The organism is Bradyrhizobium sp. NAS96.2, from assembly GCF_001908235.1.
In the GTDB taxonomy this organism is placed as follows: domain Bacteria; phylum Pseudomonadota; class Alphaproteobacteria; order Rhizobiales; family Xanthobacteraceae; genus Bradyrhizobium.
Genome location: NZ_LGHK01000086.1, coordinates 1 through 16,261, shown reverse-complemented (window position 1 = coordinate 16,261; position 16,261 = coordinate 1). Strand labels below are relative to the sequence as shown.

Below are 16,261 nucleotides of genomic sequence, written 5' to 3'. Positions count from 1 at the left end.
ATATGCGTCAGCGCGCGCGACGGCCCGTCGCAGCCTGCGCGCGGCTGCAACTGCAACAGTTTGTTAAGAACTGTGTGGAGCGGAGCTGGATGAATCCCGGGAATTACAGCATCGGCAGCGAGCGCGGCTTCGGCCCGCGCGGGAACGCCGCGTCGAGCGCGGCGAGTTCGTCGCCGCTGAGCCTCAGTGTTCCCGCAGCTGCATTCTCCGCCGCGTGATCCGCGTTCGATGCCTTGGGAATCGCGAGCACCGACGGCAGCCGCGTGAGAAAGCTCAGCGCGACCTGGCGCGGCGTCGCCTTGTGCTTCTCCGCGATCGATTGCAGCACCGCGCCGGCCTTGCTCGACGGCGAGGGAAAATCATTGTGCCCAAACGGCGAGTAAGCGACCACGGCGACGCCATGCTGCTCGCACCACGGAATCACGGCGTGCTCGATCGCGCGCTCCTGCAGATGGTAGAGCACCTGGTTGCAGGCGATCTTGCCCTCGCCGGCGACGTCGAGCAGTTCGTCGAGATCCTCGGTGTCGAAATTGCTGACGCCCCAGGAGCGGATCTTGCCGGCCGCGATCAGTTCGTCGAACGCCGCGACCGTCTCGGCGAGCGGATAGGTTCCGCGCCAGTGCAGCAGATAGCAATCGAGTCGATCGGTCTTCAATCGCTTCAGCGAGCGCTCGCAGGCGGTGATGGTGCCGCGCCGCGAGGCGTTGCTCGGCAGCACCTTCGAGACCAGGAACAGCTCGTCGCGGCGGCCAACGATCGCATCGGCGATCACGAGTTCGGCGTCGCCATACATCTCGGCGGTATCGATATGCGTCATGCCGGCATCGATGCCGCGCTTCAACGCAGCGACGGCCGCCTTGCGGTCACCGCGATCGAGATACCAGGTGCCCTGCCCGATCACCGAGACCTGCGGGCCGTTGTTGCCGAATTTTTTTTGTCTGCACGATCGCCTCGTTCTGCGTGGTTCCAGCCCTGCAGAACGATAACGGAAACGGGCGATCATGTCTCCACACCGTTGATGTCACCACTCCGTTCGATGTCACCACATGGTCGTCCCGGCGAAGGCCGGGACCCATAACCACAAAAATCTGTTGTGAAGGTTGCTGCGGGCCCAGCGTGGTTCAACAACATAGATTTGGGGTTGGGTCCCGGCCTTCGCCGGGACGACAGCTGTTTCGTGGCGCGATCTCGCCCCTATGCTAGCAGCGCGAATCCTCCGATCCGCGCCTTCTTGCTGGCATTACGTGCCATCAGACGTTGAGATTCATCCACACCGCCTTCGGTTCCGTAAAATTGTCGAGCGCGGCGGTGCCGTGCTCGCGACCGAGGCCGGAATCGCGCTCGCCGCCCCACGGCAACCGCACATCGGTGTAGCCATAGGTGTTGATCCACACCGTGCCGGCGCGGGCCTTCTTCGCAAACCGTTGCACGCGGCCCATATCGGCGCTCCAGACGCCGGCGGCGAGGCTGTAGGCGGTGCCGTTGGCGATGCGCAGCGCGTCGGCCTCGTCCTTGAACTTGATCACGCTGACGACGGGACCGAAGATCTCCTCCTGCGAGATCCGCATCTCGTGCGCCACATTGGCGAACACCGCGGGGCTGATGAAATAGCCGCGGTCGCCGACGCGTTCGCCGCCGGTGGCGAGCTGCGCGCCTTCGTTCCTGCCGATCTCGACATAATCGAGGATCGAGCGCATCTGCTTTTCGGAGATCACAGGTCCGAGCGCGGTGGCGCGGTCCGCGGGATCGCCGATGCGCAAGGCTTCTGCGCGCGCAACCAGTCGCTCGACCACCTCATCATAGGCGTTCTCCTGCACCAGCACGCGCGATCCGGCCGAGCAGACCTGCCCGGCATTGAAGAAGATGCCGGCGGCGGCAGCCTTGGCGGCGGCTTCGAGATTGGCGTCGTCGAAGATCACATTGGCGGACTTGCCGCCGAGTTCGAGCGAGACGCGTTTGAAATTGCCGGCGGCGCCCTTCATAATGCCGCGGCCGACGCCGGGCGAGCCGGTGAACGTTACTTTGTCGACATCGGGATGATTGACCAGCGCGTCGCCGACGACGCGGCCGGGCCCGGTCACGATGTTGAGCACGCCCTTCGGCAGGCCGGCCTCGAGCGCGAGCTCGCCGATCCGCAGCGCCGACAGCGAGGTCAACTCGGCCGGCTTCATCACGACCGTGCAGCCGCAGGCCAGCGCCGGTGCGAGCTTCCACATCCCGATCATCAGCGGAAAATTCCACGGCACGATCGCGGCGACCACGCCGACCGGCTCGCGCACCGTGTAGGTCAGCGCGTCGTCGCGCGTCGAGACCACATCGCCGCTGATCTTGTCGGCCCAGCCGGCGTAATAGGTCAGCGTATCGATGGCGGCCGGGAAATCCTGGCGCAGCACGCCCGCGATCGGCTTGCCGGCATCGAGGCTTTCGAGCGCGACAATCTCGTCGGCATGCTGCTTCAAGAGCTCGGCCCATTTCAGCAGGATGCGGCCGCGCTCAGCCGCGCGCATGGTGCGCCAGGGGCCCTCGAAGGCACGGCGAGCGGCGGCGACCGCGCGGTCGACGTCGAGCTCATTGCCCTCGGCAACGGTCGCGATGACCTGCTCGGTGGCGGGATTGAGGGACTTGAAGGTCGTTCCGGACAGCGAGCGGACGCGGGCACCGTCGATCAGCAGCAATTCGTCCCGGACGGTCGGGACCCGGGCGCTACGTTCATAGTCATATGCAACTGACATCATATTTCCTCCTGGTATTGTCCTGCAAAGTAGGAGGCTTTGATCAGCAGTAAATATGATATCTTGTACCTATTGGCATGCCAGGATATGAAGTCCGCTTCATAAGTGGTGACCACGATGCTGCAGATCGAGATCGAGACCGTCTGGCGCTTCCGCAAGGAGAACTCACCGCAGACCGCGGTCGTGATGCTCGGCATCCTCAACGAGATCAGGAAGACCGGGAAGATCACCAGCGCCGCCAACGATGCGCAGCTCTCGTATCGCCACGTCTGGAACCTGATCGAGCAATGGTCTGAATTCTTCGGCGTTCCGCTGGTGGAAACCCAGCGCGGCAAGGGCTCGAAACTGACGACGTTCGGCGAGAAGCTGGTGTGGGCTGGCGAACGCATGCAGGCGCGGCTCGGACTGCAACTGGAGAACCTCGCGCAGGAACTGGTCACCGAGATCAAGCCGTTCCTCGAGCAGCGGCCGCAGGTGATCCGCGTCCATGCCAGCCACGGCTTTGCGGTGTCCAAGCTGCGCGAGTTCCTCGATCGCGCAGGCGGTATGGGCGTCGACCTCCGCTACGTCAGCAACCAGAACTCGCTGGTCTCGCTGGCGCAGGGCGCCTGCGATCTCTCCGGCGTGCATCTGCCGCACGGCGAGTTGCGCGCGCAAGGCATCGAGGCCTGCCGCGAATGGCTCGATCCGCGCGAGGACCGCGTGATCAACTTCGTGACGCGCGAAATGGGCCTGATGGTCAAGCGCGGCAACCCGTTGAAGATCACTTCGCTGAAGGACCTGGTCGCAAGCAAGGCTCGCTTCGTCAACCGCGACCATGATTCCGGCACGCGGCTGCTGTTCGATCAATTGCTGGCGCTGCACAAGATCCCGGCAAGCCGGATCAACGGCGCCCAGCACATGGAGTTCACCCACGCCGCAGTCGCCGCCTATGTCGCAAGCGGCATGGCGGATGCGAGTTTCGGCGTCGAGGCCGCCGCACGGCAGTTCGGGCTCGATTTCATCCGCCTGCTCACGGAAGATTACTTCTTCGTCTGCAAGCGTGCATTCCTCGAGACCGAGCCGATGCAGCGGGTGCTCGACATCATCAGGAGCAGCGAGTTTCACAAGGCAGTGGGCGCCCTGCCCGGCTATGTCGCCTCGAATACCGGCGCCGTCAGCGGCGTGAAGGATTTTCTCGAGAAGATGCATGTAGGCCACTGACCAGCCACGCCGGCCGACGGCGCGCTTCGTTCCAGCGCCGGCGCGTGACCATCAGCCGAGCCCGCTGATATCGGCGACCAGCACCGTGCCGGTCACCGATTCCGTGATGTAGAGGCGGTCGCGCTTGGCGCCGCCGATCGCAACATTGGTGCAGCTCTGTCCGGCGCAGGACTTGATCCGCGCGATGCACTCGCCGTTCGGCGCAAACACGAAGACGTGGCCGAGCGAAGCATGCGCGACGAACAGCCGACCGGCGCTGTCCATCGTCATGCCGTCGGGTCCGCTCGGGCCGAACAGCGAGCAGAAGCGCCCGACCTTCGACACGCTGCCGTCCTTCATGAACGGCGCGCGCCAGACCGCATTGTCGCGCGTCATGGCGACGAACAGCACCGCCTCATGCGGATCGAGCACCAGGCCGTTCGGGCTGATGCCGGTGTCGATCAGGCAGTCGAGCGCGCCATTGGCCCGCAGCCGATAGACCCGGCCGGTCGGATCGTGCAGCCCGGTCTGGCCTTGATCCGTGAAATAGATGTCGCCGTTCGAGGCAATGTGCAGATCGTTGCAGCCGCGGAACGATTCCGAATTGCGCGAACGCAGCAGCGGCGTGACTTCGCCGGATTTGGGGTCGAGCTCCATCAGCCCGTGCCGGTAGTCGGCGATCAGGATGCGGCCCATCGGATCGATCTTCAGCCCGTTGGGCCAACCGTCATACTCGGCGACCTGCGACCACGTCTTGTCCGGCGCGATCCTGAAGATGCGGCCGAACGGAATGTCGACGATGTAGAGATTGCCATCGGCATCGAACGACGGCCCCTCGATGAAGCAGTCGGTCACCGCGCCGGGCCGGTTGGCGTCGGCCCATTCGCTCGCCACCTTGCGGCGGAATTCGGCGGGCACGGCGGAGAAGATTTCGGTCGGGATCAGCTTCGGTGGCGTTTCCAGGAACATCATTATTGGTTCACCCGTTGGCGGAACGGGGTGGACCATAGTGGAGAAGGCGCGTGTCGTCGAATGCGCTGGGGACAGTCCGTCATTGCGAGCGAAGCGAAGCAATCCATGCCTCCACTTGTGGAGAGATGGATTGCTTCGTCGCTTCGCTCCTCGCAATGACGGCGGGATAGTCGCACCGCCGCCCCGCCTAGATCGTTCCCTACTCGGCCGCCTGCGCGCCGCCATAGGCTTCTGTAATCATATAGCCGGACAGCGTGCCGTAGGCTGAGGTCCACGCGGCCGCCACGTCAGGCGTCCAAGCTTCGCCGAGGCCCTTCTCCAGCGTCCACAGCAACGCACCGCCGACCACCGGATAGTGCTCGGGCTTCGCGCCATAGCCGACATGGCGCTTGGCCAGCGCGCTTGCTGCCGGAAGTACCGACGACAGATTGCTCAATCCATTGACGACGACGGCAAGTGTCGCCATCAGCTTCTTGCGCTGCTCGGCCATGTCGGAGGGAAACATCGCCTTCACCGCCGGCGCGACCTCGAACAGCCGGTCATAGAAGATGACCGCCGCCTGCTCCGAGATCGGCGCCACCTTGGCAAAGGACTCCTGGACGAGCTTGACCTGGTCGGGTGTCATGTGTGCCTCCGTGCACGCTGCTTCCCTCGCCGCGCCATTGCGTGAGGTGAAGGAGTTACGCCGCCTCGACGAAGCTGTGGCGCTCATAGAGGAATTCGAGCACGCGCTGCCGGCACTTCAGGTAGCCGGGGTTGGTCGCGAGCTCGAGCCGCTTGCGCGGGCGCGCCAGCGACACCTCCAGCACCTCGCCGATCCGCGCGCTCGGGCCGTTGGTCATCATGACGATGCGGTCCGACAGCAGCACGGCCTCATCGACGTCGTGGGTGATCATCAGGATGGTGTTGCCGAGCTTCTGGTGCAGCGCCATCACCGAATCCTGCAAATGCGCCCGGGTCAGCGCGTCGAGTGCGCCGAACGGCTCGTCGAGCAGCAGCACCTTCGGCTCCATCGCGAGCGCGCGCGCGATGCCGACGCGCTGCTTCATGCCGCCCGAGATTTCGCTCGGCCGCTTGTCCCTGGCATGCGCCATCTGCACCAGGCTGAGATTGTGCATCACCCAGGCGTCGCGCTCGGCCCGGCTCTTGGTTTTGGCAAACACCTTGTCGACGCCGAGCTTGACGTTCTCGTAGACGGTAAGCCACGGCAGCAGGCTGTGGTTCTGGAACACGACGGCGCGATCCGGTCCCGGTGAATTGACCTCGCGGTTCTCCAGCAGCACGCCGCCATTGGTGGCGCCGGTGAGGCCGGCGACGATGTTGAGCAAGGTCGACTTGCCGCAGCCGGAATGGCCGATGATCGAGACGTATTCGCCCTTCTCGATCGTCAGGTTGATGTCCTTCAGAACCTCCGTGGTGGCGTTGCCGCGGGTGAAGGTCTTGTCGATGTGATCGAGCTTCAGATAGGCCTGCATGACTTGTCCTTCAGTTCGCCGCCGTGCCGCGGGTCACGATCCGGCCCAGCCCCGCAATCAGGCGGTCGAGCACGAAGCCGATGATGCCGACATAGAACAGCGCCAGGATGATTTCGCTGATATGCGAGGAATTCCACGCATCCCAGATGAAGAAGCCGATGCCGACGCCGCCGATCAGCATCTCCGCGGCGACGATCGCGAGCCAGGACAGGCCGATACCGATGCGCAGGCCGGTGAACATGTAGGGCGCGGCCGCCGGGATCATGATCTTGGTGAAGAACTCCAGCGGATTGAGCTGCACGACGGCGGCGACGTTGCGGTAGTCCTGCGGGATGTTGCGGATGCCGACCGCGGTGTTGATGATGATCGGCCACACCGAGGTGATGAAGATGACGAAGATCGCCGAGGGCTGGCCGTCGCGGAACGCGGCGAGCGACAGCGGCAGCCAGGCGAGCGGCGGGATCGTCCGCAGCACCTGGAACAGCGGATCGAGCCCGCGCATCGCCCAGACCGATTGGCCGACCAGGGTGCCGAGCGCGATGCCCGCGATCGCCGCCAGCGAATAGCCGTAGGCGACGCGCTGGAGACTGGCGGAGAGATGCCAGAACAGGCCCTTGTCGATGCCGCCATTGTCGAAGAACGGATCGAGGATCAGCTCCCTGGTGTCCTTGAACACCTTTGACGGTGGCGGCAGGCTGGAGCCGGCGCGCCGGCAGATCAGCTCCCACACCACCAGCAGCAGCGCGACCACAATCAGCGGCGGCACCACGCGCGCCGCGGCCTCCCTCGCCATCCTGGCGTAGGTCTCGGCGCGCGGCGCGCGCTTCGGCGTCATGGTCACGACCGGCGCCGCAGTGGCGGTCTGCGGGATCGCCACCGCTGACACTTCGGTCTTCATGGCAGGCATCGACATTGACAGACAATCTCCGTGGTCAGGCGACGGGCCGCGCAAGAGAGCGCGGCCTTGTCGGGCTCAGACATCGACACGCTTGATGGACAACGACTTCAGATACGCGGCGGGATCGGCAGGATCGAACACCTTGCCGTCGAAGAAGGTCTCCTTGCCGCGCGAGGTCGAGGTCGGGATCTCCGATGCCGGCACGCCGAGCTCCTTGGCGGCCTCCTTCCAGAGATCCTCGCGGTTGACCTTGGCGATCAGCGCCTTGGTGTCGAAGCCCGCCTCGTACTTGCCCCAGCGGATGTCTTCGGTGAGGAACCAGAGGTCGTGGCTCTGGTAGGGATAGGACGCGTTGTCCTTCCAGAACCGCATCTGCTGCGGCGAGTTCTCGACCACGCGGCCGGTGCCGTAGTCGAATTTGCCCTTCATGCGGTCGGTGATGTCCTCGACCGGACAGTTGATCCACTGCCGCTTGGCGCAGATCGCCGCGGTCTCCTCGCGGTTCTCCATCTTCTCGCACCACTGCTGGGCTTCCATGACCGCCATCAGCAGCGCCTTCGCGGCCTTCGGGTTCTTGTCGACCCAGGCCGCGCGCAGGCCGAACGATTTCTCCGGATGCTTGTCCCAGAGCTCGCCGGTCGTGATCGCGGTGTAGCCGATCACCTGATGGATAAGCTGCAGATTCCACGGCTCGCAGACGCAGAAGCAATCCATCGTGCCGACCTTCATGTTCGCCACCATCTGCGGCGGCGGCACCACGATGGTCTCGATGTCCTTGTCGGGATCGATGCCGCCGGCCGCGAGCCAATAGCGGATCCACAGATCATGCGTGCCGCCGGGGAAGGTCATCGCGGCTTTCACCGTCTTGCCGGAGGCCTTCTTCTTCTCCAGCGCCGCCTTGAACGGCGCGGTGTCGATACCGACCTTGAGATCGGCATATTCCTTGGCGACCGAGATGCACTGGCCGTTCAGATTGAGCCGCGCCATGACGTACATCGGCGTCGGCTGATTGTTCTGCGTCACCTTGCCGGCCGAGATCAGATACGGCATCGGGGTCAGGATATGCGCGCCGTCGATGCCGTTGCCCTCGGAGCCGAGCACGAGATTGTCGCGCGTGGTGCCCCACGAGGCCTGCTTCTGCACCTCGACGTCGGGCATGCCGTATTTGGCGAAAATGCCCTTCTCCTTGGCGACGAACAGCGGCGAGGCATCGGTGAGCGCGATGAAGCCGAGCTTGGCGCCCTTCACTTCCGGACCTGCTCCTTCAGCGAATGCACCAGCGGGAAAGTTGAACTTGGCCGCGGCGAGCAGCGCGGCGGCGCCGCTGGTTGCCTTCAGGAGCCGGCGACGGCTGATCGCACGGCTCGGGGGCGTGTTGGAGGGCTTGGTCATCGGTCGTCCTTTGCGTCGTTGCGTTGCGTGTTGCGTCTGTGCGTCGAGCACCGTCCGTCGGGCGGCGACGCGCGCTGGGCGCAAAAGGGCGTGCACCGGGGAGCCCCGGTCTGGCGGCGTCAGAAATCCGATGGGGTGGCCTCGAGGGACGGCTTCAATGGCGTCGGCGTCAGACTATTCAAGCCTCGTGCCAAGCTACCGCAGTGCAAAAATCGATTTTATCGCAATGTTTTGCGCAACTTGTCGCAGCGCGCAGGGGTCTCTGCGCGCTGCCTAAGAATGCGATTCGCTCAATTCTTGTGCGCCGCACATGAATTGAGCAGCAGGTTTGGATGACGGCGATCAGGCGTCTTCGGTGACCTTGGTGCCGAGCGGCGCGGGCGCCATTCCGCCGCCAGGCTTCACGTGGAATTCGTAGGTCATGAGGCTCCACGGCCCATCCGACCGCTGGCCGTCGGGCATCACAGGATCGGTGCGCTTCTCGACCTTGGCGATCAGTTCGTCCTTCACGCCGAACACGACATCGGAGTCGATGTACTCATCGCCTTCGACGAACACATGCGTGATCAGCGGCTCATGGCCCTTGGCGTTGACCAGGAAGTGTACATGCGCCGGCCGCATCGGGTGCCGGTTGGTCTGCGTGATCATCTGCCCGACCGGACCGTCGGTCGGGATCGGGTAGCTGCACGGCACGATGGTGCGGAAGAAGAAGCGGCCGTCGGCATCGGTGATGAAGCGCGCCCGCGAGGACGGACCTTCGGCGGCATAGCTCGGCTTCTGCGAGTCATAGAACCCGTCGTCATCGGCGTGCCAGACATCGACCGGCACATTGGCGAGAGGCTTGCCGTTGAGGTCGGTGACGCGGCTCTGCACGAACATGCGCTCGCCGGGCAGGCTCGCCGAGATGTCGGTGCCGTGCGGCGTCACCTTGTGTTCGCCGACATAGAACGGGCCGAGCACTGTGGTCTCGGTCGCGCCGTCGCGATCCCTGTGGTTGACGGCGTCGACCAGCATCGACACGCCGAGCACGTCGGACAGCAGGATGAATTCCTGGCGAATGTCGGTGCACTTCTGTCCGGTGCGGGTCAGGAAACCGATCGCGTGGTCCCACTCCTCGAAGGTGAGATCGGTCTTGCGCACATAATCGTGCAGCGACTTCACCAGTTCCTGCAGCAGGAACTTGGCCCTGGGATCGGGCGTCTGGTCGAAGCTGCGGATCACGGCGGCGGTGAGCTCGGTTTCGTTGAACTGGGTCATCTCGGCGTTTCCCTTGAGGGCCCTTTTGGGGCGCGATTGCAGGGCAAGCGTACACCACCGGCCCGGGGCCGGTAAGCAGCGGCCGATTGGTGCAGCGGGCACTTTTCGGCTATCAAGGCTGCCTCGCCAGCCGGAGAAATTGCCCGATGTTAGCTCCCACGCCAGCCTCGCCCGAATCCGCGGGAATGTCGACCACCGCACTCAACCGCCTCGAAGCGCATCTGAAGAGCCGCTACCTCGATTCCGGCCGCTTTCCCGGCACCCAGCTCCTGATCTATCGCCGCGGCAAGATCGTGCATTCCACCGTCCAGGGCTTTGCCGACCTCGAGCGCAAGGCGCCGATGAAGGACGACACGATCTTCCGCATCTATTCGATGACCAAGCCGATCACCTCGGTCGCCTTCATGATGCTGGTCGAGGAAGGCAAGGTCGCGCTCGACGAGCCGGTCGCCAAATACATTCCGGAATGGAAGAACCTCGGCGTGTTCGTCGCCGGCACCGCGCCCGCCTTCCTGACCCGCCCGCCGACGCGGCCGATGCAGATCGTCGACCTGTTGCGCCACACATCGGGCCTCACCTACGGCTTCCAGCAGCGCTCCAATGTCGACGCGGCCTATCGCGAGAAGAAGATCGGCGAGGTCATCAAGGCCGGCACGCTCGACAGCATGATCGAGGATCTGGCGAAGATCCCGCTGGAGTTCTCGCCGGGCGAAGCCTGGAATTACTCGGTCTCGACCGACGTGCTCGGCTATCTCGTTGGCAAGATCTCAGGCGTGCCGTTCGAGCAGTTCCTGAAGGAGCGGATCTTCAAGCCGCTCGGGATGAACGACACCGATTTCTTCGTGCCGGCCGACAAGGCGCATCGCTTTGCCGCCTGCTATTCCGCCGACCCGCAGGGCGGCTTCAACCCGCTCGCCGCCGAGCGCAAGGGCACGCTGACCTTGCAGGACGATCCGACCACCAGCTCGTTCCTGTCGCCGCCCTCGCTGGTCTCGGGCGGCGGCGGACTGTGCTCGACCGCGGCAGACTACCTGACCTTCTGCCGCGCGCTGCTCAATGGCGGCGAGCTCGGCGGCGTCCGGCTGCTCGGCCCGAAGACGCTGAAGCTGATGGCCTCCAACCACCTGCCCGGCGGCGTCGACCTGCCGGCGATGTCGCGCTCGATGTTCGCCGAGGCCGCCTATAACGGCATCGGCTTCGGCCTCGGCTTCGCCGTCACCATGCACCCGGCGCAGACGCTGATCGCCGGCAGCCCGGGCGAATTCAACTGGGGCGGCGCCGCGACGACGTCGTTCTTCATCGATCCGGCTGAGGAGCTGATCACGATCTTCATGACCCAGGTGTTGCCGTCGAGCGCCTATCCGCTGCGGCGCGAGCTGCGCACCATGGTCTACGCCGCGATCACCGAGAGCAATCTCTGACCAATGGCTCCTCCGCGGCGCAGGGTGTGCGCCGCGGAATTTTTCCGACCACAGTCATTTCCCTTAGCCGACTTTTCCCGCTTCCCCTGAGCTCACCGCAAACGGGCACCCACCCGGTGACATCGTGCCGAAACTGACATTGCCAGTGCGTCTCGCGCTTCTGGTCGCGGGGACGATGTTGCCGCTGATCGTTTTCGCGGTCGGGATCGTGTTTCACAACTACCAGCGCGATCGTCAGGCCGCCACGCAGCGCGTGCTGGAAACGGCGCGCAGCATCCGCCTGCTGCTCGATGCGGAAATGCAGCGCATGACCGGCGGGCTGCAGGTGCTGGCGCTGACCAACTCGCTGCGCAACGGCGAGTTCGGCAATTTCCGCCGTGTCGCGGCCGGCTTCCTCGACCAGTACGGCAAGGATGGCGTGGTGCTGGTGGCGGACCGTGCCGGACGCCAGGTGTTCTCCTCGCTGACGCCGGACACCGCTAGCCTGCCGCCGCGCAACAATCTTGGGATCGTCGAGAAGGTGTTTGCGACGCGGCAGCCGCAATATTCCAACCTGTTCTTCGGTGAGGTGAAGCAGCAACTGATCATCACCGTCGAGGTGCCGGTGATCCGCGACGACGAGGTGCTCTACGACATCTCCTTCAGCCCGCCGATCGAGGTCTTCCAGGCGATGATCGAGAAGCAGCGCCTGAGCCAGGACTGGACCATCTCGATCTTCGATGGCGATGGCGTCAACCTCGCCCGCGTGCCAAATCCGCAGGCGACCATCGGGCAGCGCGCCTCGCCAACATTGTTTGCCGAGATGTTCCGCCGCAGCGAGGCGACCCTGCCGACCGTCTCGCTCGAAGGCGTGGCGCTGATCACGGGCTTCACCCGATCTCGCCTCACCGGCTGGACCGTCGCGGCCGGGATCGCCGAGAGCTCGCTGGTGGCGCCGCTGTGGCGCTCGCTTGCGATCACCGCCGTGATCGGCGGCGTCCTGCTCATGGTCGGCCTCGCCTTTGCGGTGCGGATGGCGACCACGATCGCGCGCGGCGAGAAGCTGCACGACCTCCTGATCGAGGAGCTCAATCACCGCGTCAAGAACACGCTGGCGATCCTGCAATCGATCGCCACGCAGACCTTCCGCAGCGCGAGCCGCGCCGAGCGCGAGAAATTCGAGGGACGGCTCGGCGCGCTGGCCGAGGCGCACAATTTGCTCTCGACCGACAAATGGCAGGGCTCCGACCTGCAGGACGTGATCAGCCGCGTGCTGCGGCCGTATCTGCTGAACAGCACCTCCGAGCGGGTCAAGATGTTCGGACCGCGGGTGCCGCTGTCGCCCCGGCTTGCCCTGGTGCTGTCGATGCTGCTGCACGAGATGGCGACCAACGCCGCCAAATATGGCGCGCTGTCCAACGACACCGGAACGGTGACGCTGGATTGGGAAATCCTTGAGGAAGGCCCAGCACCGAAGCTCCGGATGATCTGGACGGAGGCCGGCGGCCCGCAGGTCACCGCGCCGGTGCAGCGCGGCTTCGGCTCCCGGCTGATCGAGCGCAGCGCCCGCGACCAGCTCGGCGGCGAGGCCACGGTCGATTTCCTGCCCCACGGCGTCGTCTACACGGTGACCAGCACCCTCGAAACCGGCGATTGAACGGGCCAACGGCGGCCAATCCTGCGACATCTTGGCACGCAAGTTGCTAAGATGGTTCGGGTTCGGACGATCGGAAACAGGGGGAATTCATGTCGACCATCGCAGCGGAAGCCACCACGGCACGCAAGCCGCTCTACACATCACTGTTCGTGCAGGTGCTGGTCGCGCTGCTGCTCGGCATCGTCATCGGCGTGGCGGCGCCCGATTTCGCGATCGGGCTGAAGATCTTCAGCGACGCCTTCCTGAAGCTGATCTCGATGATCGTGGCGCCGATCGTGTTCTGCGTGGTGGTGCACGGCATCGCGGGCGCCGGCGACCTCAAGAAGGTCGGACGCGTCGGCGTCAAGGCGCTGGTGTATTTCGAGGCGATGACGACGGTGGCGCTGGTGGTCGGCTTGATCCTGGCCTATCTGTTCGGGCCCGGTCACGGCATGAACATCGACACCTCGACGCTGGATGCCAAGGCGCTCGGCAACTACGCCAGCAATGCGCAGAAGCTGAAGGGCGAAGGCATCGGCAGCTTCCTGCTCAACATCATCCCGACCACCTCGTTCGACGCGCTGTCGCGCAACGACGTGCTGCAGGTGCTGTTCTTCGCCATCATCTTCGGCGTCAGCCTGGCGCTGGTCGGCGGCGAGAAGGGCCAGCGGATCTCCTCTTTCATCGACGCGGTCTCGACCGTGCTGTTCCGCGCCATGGGCCTGATCGTGCGCTTCGCGCCGATCGGCGTGCTCGGCGCCGTCGCCTACACGGTCGGCAAATACGGCGTCGGCTCGCTGAAGCAGTTGCTATCGCTGGTGGCGCTGTTCTACGTCTCGGTCGCCGTCTTCGTGCTCGGCGTGCTCGGCGCTGTGATGGCGCTCGCCGGAATCAACATCCTCAAATTCCTCGGCTACCTGCGCGAGGAATTGATGATCGTGGTCGCGACCGCATCGTCAGACGCGGTGCTGCCGCAGGTGATGCGCAAGCTGGAGCGTTTCGGCGTCAAGGACTCGGTGGTCGGCCTCGTGATTCCGACCGGCTATTCTTTCAACCTCGATGCGTTCTCGATCTACCTGACGCTGGCGGTCGTCTTCATCGCGCAGGCCACCAACACGCCGCTGTCGTTCGGCGATCTGCTGCTCGTGCTCGGCGTATCGCTGATCACCTCGAAGGGTGCGCATGGCGTGCCGGGATCCGCGATCGTCATCCTGGCGGCGACGCTCAATGCCGTACCAAGCATTCCGGCGATCGGCCTCGTGCTGGTGCTCTCGGTCGACTGGTTCATCGGCATGGCGCGCGCAGTCGGCAACCTGATCGGCAACTGCGTTGCCACCGTCGTGGTCGCGGCCTGGGAAGGCGACCTGGATCGGGACAAGGCCCGTCGCGTGCTCGAAGGCACTGATGCGGTTGACGTCACCGCGGGTTGAACCACGCGGCACAGTGCCAAAAGCGTCCCGCGCCTGGCGCGGGGCGCGGGCTTACTTGATCAACCGCAGATACGGCGGCAACTGCCTGGTCGCCGGTTCCTGCACCGGCTCGTCCGACGCGATCATGTCGCACAGCGCCTTCAACTCGGAATCCGTCACCTTGTGGAGCTCCATCCGAAGCTCGAGGATCGCAAGGGACAGCAGCCGCGCCGTCTCCGTGTTCGCCCGGTCAGTCAGAAATGCCTGACACTCTTCCAGGGTTGCCAGCAGCGCCAGCAACCGTTCTTCCGTATTTGCGACCGGCATATCTTCCACTCCCGAAGCCGCGAGGTAGAGTCGAGGTGTTCCCCTCTTCCGCTTCATTTGGCCTCTCCTGCCAGAGTTCGCCGGCTTTCCGTAGGCGCACAATTGTTCCCGATGATTCAGAACTTTTAGGCAATTGTCCAGCAACATTCCGAAAGCCTGACTTGGACTTACGTCAAACTTTTCGCATTGGCGGCGATTCAGTCAAGCAACCGCAGACCGTCACCGCGACCTCAGGATGCACTAGCTGGGGTTGCATCCATACTAGGACGCTCGTACAATATTGGCTGCCCGTAGAACTACGGGCGCAGTGCAATGCCGCCCAGTAAGCATGCGCGCAAAATCTGTGTCGATCAAACTCGCGCTAGTTGTGGTTTGGTCAATATTTTGCCAAATGTAGAGGGCGGGGTGTCGGTAGACACCTTGGCGCGGTCGACTTCAGGTAGTCGACCGAGTCGGTACTTGGGTGCTTCCAACGCGCAAATGCGTTTGGATACCATCCCGCGATCTTCTTGGACTTCGTAGTTCAGACGAACTGACGATCCACTCGAGCTTAACGCGGTACATCATGAACGTGTCCCTGACCCGACCGGGCCAGGGATTCTCGATTTGAAGGACGGGTCACCAGAATGAACAGATCAGCAGCAAAGAAGATGAAGCAGCGCAGTGCCGGCAAGCCGGACATTGAGTTGGGCAAGCGGATTCGCCTGCGCCGGGTCGAGCAGAAGATCTCGCAGGCCGAGCTCGGCGACAAGCTGGGCGTCAGCTTCCAGCAGGTTCAGAAGTACGAGAAGGGTGTGAACCGCGTCGGCGCCGCGCGCCTTCAGCAGATCGCGAGCGCGCTGGATGTGCCGGTCACCTTCTTCTACGACGGCGACAACAAGGCCCGCGAAGTCGAGAGCCTCCTGTTCCTCGACAGCGCGTTCAGCCTCCGGTTGCTCCGCGCCTACAGCAAGATCAAGGATCAGACCGTGCAGCGCCAGTTGGTGTCGCTGATGGAATCGATCGCCGCCAACGAAGACTAAGCGGCTGCACAGGTACGGTCGCGACGCCGCGAACGCGACCGACCAGGGCGAGCGGATTGGCCGGCGGGCGGTCATCGGGCCCAGCGCGCGCCGGTCGGGGCCAGGAAGATATCGAACCGGAGATATCGAACCGGAGATACCCAAGCGCTGCCATCCGCGATGGCAGCGCTTTTTCTTTGTCCGTTCGGCGGCACTCGATCGGTGCGCCCGGCGTCTGCAAGGTCCGGGACGAGCGAACGATCTCCGCCCGTGATGGGCGCCTCCAGCCCTGGCGCGACAAGAAGGTTGCGGCAATGTACCGGCCGCAAACCAAAACTTAATCAAGACGCAACGGTCTCGGGATAGATCATCATCTCCGCACGAACGCGCCGCCCGCTCCACTGGTGCGGCCGGGGCCTGCCTTCCGATTTTCGCGCAAGCGGCGCAGTCCGGAGAAACCCGATATGCAGAGAGTGACACTCGTCGTCGTGGCCACCATGCTCGCGGCTCAGCCGGCATTCGCCCAAACCGCCAGCGCGCCCGGCCCGGCTGCGGCGGTCCCGCCCCATCATGCCGTGCC

14 protein-coding genes are annotated in these 16,261 nt (G+C 64.3%); 5 read left to right on the top strand and 9 right to left on the bottom strand.

From position 1 onward, the window contains the following. Nucleotides 1–103: 103 nt before the first annotated feature. Both AC628_RS19955 and AC628_RS19950 read right to left on the bottom strand, forming a co-directional pair. Nucleotides 104–970 (bottom strand): aldo/keto reductase, encoded by an 867-nt coding sequence (locus AC628_RS19955; protein ID WP_074128502.1) that lies wholly within the window; start codon nucleotides 968–970, stop codon nucleotides 104–106. 280 nt (nucleotides 971–1,250) lie between these two features. Beyond that, on the bottom strand, nucleotides 1,251–2,732 hold the full coding sequence (locus AC628_RS19950) for an aldehyde dehydrogenase family protein (RefSeq protein ID WP_074128501.1): 1,482 nt from the start codon (nucleotides 2,730–2,732) through the stop codon (nucleotides 1,251–1,253). Nucleotides 2,733–2,849: 117 nt separating this feature from the next. Between AC628_RS19950 and AC628_RS19945 the strand changes: the two genes are divergently transcribed. After that, complete coding sequence (locus AC628_RS19945) at nucleotides 2,850–3,935, top strand: substrate-binding domain-containing protein (protein ID WP_074128500.1); 1,086 nt, start codon at nucleotides 2,850–2,852, stop codon at nucleotides 3,933–3,935. A gap of 51 nt (nucleotides 3,936–3,986) precedes the next feature. Here AC628_RS19945 and AC628_RS19940 read toward each other — a convergent pair whose 3' ends face one another. The 6 genes from AC628_RS19940 to AC628_RS19915 form a co-directional block, all read right to left on the bottom strand. Then, the gene (locus AC628_RS19940; RefSeq protein WP_210190236.1) at nucleotides 3,987–4,886 is read right to left on the bottom strand and encodes an SMP-30/gluconolactonase/LRE family protein; all 900 of its coding nucleotides are present in this window, start codon (nucleotides 4,884–4,886) and stop codon (nucleotides 3,987–3,989) included. A 199-nt stretch (nucleotides 4,887–5,085) separates the two neighbouring features. Beyond that, nucleotides 5,086–5,511: a globin family protein gene (locus AC628_RS19935; protein WP_074128487.1), complete on the bottom strand. Its 426-nt coding sequence runs from the start codon at nucleotides 5,509–5,511 to the stop codon at nucleotides 5,086–5,088. Between the two features lie 55 nt (nucleotides 5,512–5,566). Continuing rightward, a complete protein-coding gene (locus AC628_RS19930) occupies nucleotides 5,567–6,361 on the bottom strand; it encodes an ABC transporter ATP-binding protein (RefSeq protein WP_074128486.1) in 795 nt (264 codons plus the stop codon). Nucleotides 6,362–6,371: 10 nt separating this feature from the next. After that, on the bottom strand, nucleotides 6,372–7,274 hold the full coding sequence (ntrB, locus tag AC628_RS19925; protein ID WP_074128485.1) for a nitrate ABC transporter permease: 903 nt from the start codon (nucleotides 7,272–7,274) through the stop codon (nucleotides 6,372–6,374). A gap of 60 nt (nucleotides 7,275–7,334) precedes the next feature. Next, a complete protein-coding gene (locus AC628_RS19920) occupies nucleotides 7,335–8,651 on the bottom strand; it encodes a CmpA/NrtA family ABC transporter substrate-binding protein (RefSeq protein WP_074128484.1) in 1,317 nt (438 codons plus the stop codon). 342 nt (nucleotides 8,652–8,993) lie between these two features. Then, the gene (locus AC628_RS19915) at nucleotides 8,994–9,908 is read right to left on the bottom strand and encodes an intradiol ring-cleavage dioxygenase (protein ID WP_074128483.1); all 915 of its coding nucleotides are present in this window, start codon (nucleotides 9,906–9,908) and stop codon (nucleotides 8,994–8,996) included. Between the two features lie 146 nt (nucleotides 9,909–10,054). Between AC628_RS19915 and AC628_RS19910 the strand changes: the two genes are divergently transcribed. From AC628_RS19910 to AC628_RS19900, 3 genes are all read left to right on the top strand, one after another. Beyond that, nucleotides 10,055–11,329, top strand: coding sequence for a serine hydrolase domain-containing protein (locus tag AC628_RS19910; protein WP_074128482.1), 1,275 nt, complete (start codon nucleotides 10,055–10,057; stop codon nucleotides 11,327–11,329). Between the two features lie 124 nt (nucleotides 11,330–11,453). Continuing rightward, on the top strand, nucleotides 11,454–12,965 hold the full coding sequence (locus tag AC628_RS19905; protein WP_074128481.1) for a sensor histidine kinase: 1,512 nt from the start codon (nucleotides 11,454–11,456) through the stop codon (nucleotides 12,963–12,965). Nucleotides 12,966–13,054: 89 nt separating this feature from the next. Beyond that, entirely contained in the window at nucleotides 13,055–14,374 is a 1,320-nt protein-coding gene (locus tag AC628_RS19900; RefSeq protein WP_074128480.1) for a dicarboxylate/amino acid:cation symporter, read from the top strand. Nucleotides 14,375–14,425: 51 nt separating this feature from the next. Here the strand turns inward: AC628_RS19900 and AC628_RS19895 are convergent, their stop codons facing one another. Next, complete coding sequence (locus tag AC628_RS19895) at nucleotides 14,426–14,737, bottom strand: hypothetical protein (RefSeq protein ID WP_143046883.1); 312 nt, start codon at nucleotides 14,735–14,737, stop codon at nucleotides 14,426–14,428. A 569-nt stretch (nucleotides 14,738–15,306) separates the two neighbouring features. Between AC628_RS19895 and AC628_RS19890 the strand changes: the two genes are divergently transcribed. Beyond that, nucleotides 15,307–15,702: a helix-turn-helix domain-containing protein gene (locus AC628_RS19890; protein ID WP_094194089.1), complete on the top strand. Its 396-nt coding sequence runs from the start codon at nucleotides 15,307–15,309 to the stop codon at nucleotides 15,700–15,702. The last annotated feature ends 559 nt before the right edge of the window (nucleotides 15,703–16,261 follow it).

What these genes read in the sequence shown, in the direction of transcription:
- AC628_RS19950 (WP_074128501.1), bottom strand. Translation starts at nt 2,732, where the DNA reads ATGTCAGTTGCATATGACTATGAACGTAGCGCCCGGGTCCCGACCGTC.
- AC628_RS19945 (WP_074128500.1), top strand. Translation starts at nt 2,850, where the DNA reads ATGCTGCAGATCGAGATCGAGACCGTCTGGCGCTTCCGCAAGGAGAAC.
- AC628_RS19940 (WP_210190236.1), bottom strand. Translation starts at nt 4,886, where the DNA reads ATGATGTTCCTGGAAACGCCACCGAAGCTGATCCCGACCGAAATCTTC.
- AC628_RS19935 (WP_074128487.1), bottom strand. Translation starts at nt 5,511, where the DNA reads ATGACACCCGACCAGGTCAAGCTCGTCCAGGAGTCCTTTGCCAAGGTG.
- AC628_RS19930 (WP_074128486.1), bottom strand. Translation starts at nt 6,361, where the DNA reads ATGCAGGCCTATCTGAAGCTCGATCACATCGACAAGACCTTCACCCGC.
- ntrB (WP_074128485.1), bottom strand. Translation starts at nt 7,274, where the DNA reads ATGTCGATGCCTGCCATGAAGACCGAAGTGTCAGCGGTGGCGATCCCG.
- AC628_RS19920 (WP_074128484.1), bottom strand. Translation starts at nt 8,651, where the DNA reads ATGACCAAGCCCTCCAACACGCCCCCGAGCCGTGCGATCAGCCGTCGC.
- AC628_RS19915 (WP_074128483.1), bottom strand. Translation starts at nt 9,908, where the DNA reads ATGACCCAGTTCAACGAAACCGAGCTCACCGCCGCCGTGATCCGCAGC.
- AC628_RS19910 (WP_074128482.1), top strand. Translation starts at nt 10,055, where the DNA reads ATGTTAGCTCCCACGCCAGCCTCGCCCGAATCCGCGGGAATGTCGACC.
- AC628_RS19900 (WP_074128480.1), top strand. Translation starts at nt 13,055, where the DNA reads ATGTCGACCATCGCAGCGGAAGCCACCACGGCACGCAAGCCGCTCTAC.
- AC628_RS19895 (WP_143046883.1), bottom strand. Translation starts at nt 14,737, where the DNA reads ATGAAGCGGAAGAGGGGAACACCTCGACTCTACCTCGCGGCTTCGGGA.
- AC628_RS19890 (WP_094194089.1), top strand. Translation starts at nt 15,307, where the DNA reads ATGAACAGATCAGCAGCAAAGAAGATGAAGCAGCGCAGTGCCGGCAAG.